This window comes from Protofrankia sp. CiP1_Cm_nod4 (assembly GCF_982290645.1).
The window spans coordinates 8,647-9,805 of record NZ_CEVIVC010000061.1; the positions used below are offsets into that span (position 1 = coordinate 8,647).

1 protein-coding gene is annotated in these 1,159 nt (G+C 69.9%); it reads left to right on the top strand.

The window, feature by feature from the left end:
* Positions 1–209 precede the first annotated feature (209 nt).
* Positions 210–689 carry a hypothetical protein gene (locus AC5LSR_RS13340; RefSeq protein WP_493468518.1) on the top strand — a complete coding sequence of 160 codons (480 nt, stop codon included), beginning with the start codon at positions 210–212 and terminating at the stop codon, positions 687–689.
* Positions 690–1,159: the final 470 nt, after the last annotated feature.

Sequence of the window (1,159 nt, forward strand, 5' to 3'; positions counted from 1 at the left end):
GTGTGATGTAGATCGCACGTGTTGGTCGGCGCGAGCGGGAAGAGCGCTTACCCTACGACCTCGCTCGCGGCACTAGGTTGGGGGTGGGCCCGGCCGCGACGGTCGGACTGCGGACACCGGTCGCCGTGCGTCGGCCGGCGCCGTGCCGATCGGCGCCAAGCCGGCCGCAACCGTTGCGGCAGGCCGCCACCGCACCCGAAGGAAGGCCCGTGACCTCGCAGGACGTACCGGACGAAGTGTTGGGCGAGCCAGCGCCGACCGTGGCGGCGCGAGCCGCCGGCCGCCGCCCGCCGCGGCCGGCCGCGGCACGAGCCCTGGCCGCCACGCGCCGGGCCCTGACAGATCGGCATAACCGGCGTTGGGTGGTGCTGGGTGCGCTCGCGCTCGCCGGCCTGATTGCCTTCGGCATCTACGTCACGGTAGCCGGGCCCTCACCACGCGTCGAGGCGGTGGTCTACTTCACTCCGACCGCGACCGATGCCCAGAAGGACGCCGTCCGGGCCGCATGCCCCACCAGCGGGGGGGCGGTGCAGGAGCCCCCCGACCACAACACGGTTCAGAGCAGCCGGGTCTACCCGTTGCGCTACAACATCACGTTCGCCTCGCCGGCCGACAGGGCCGCGGTCTACCGGTGCGTACACGCCCAGTCGAACGTCATCGGCATCAGCGAGTTCACCCAGGGCCAGTAGGCCACCTCAGCTGGCCCGCCGTCGGCCGAAGGAGTAGATGGTTCCAGCTGTCCTATCGCCCCGCTTCGTGGGTCTCGCAGGTCACGGATGTGCCGTTCGCCGTTGATCTCACCGTCTCGCCGTAACCGATCGTCCGGCGGGCGGTTCCCGGATCGCACGCCGGAACGGCAGCGACCCGGGGCCGGTGCAGCAACACCAACCCCGGGTCTTGAAACCGTAGAGAAAATTGGCGAAAACTCCACCTTTGGCCAGGCCAGCCACACAAAAAGTACGGGATAGCCTGAGAAGTGCGGCAGGTGTGGGTCTGCGGAGATATCCCCGGATGAGTTTTCCACCTACGAGTGCCGGGTCAGGGCCGCGGGCGACGGCTGTCGCCGGCGGGTTTCTCGGTGCGAGAAGGGCAGGGCGTGGGCGCTGGCCTGTCGGGGCGCCGCGACGGGCTGAACACAGCAGGTCGAGCGCGACCAGTT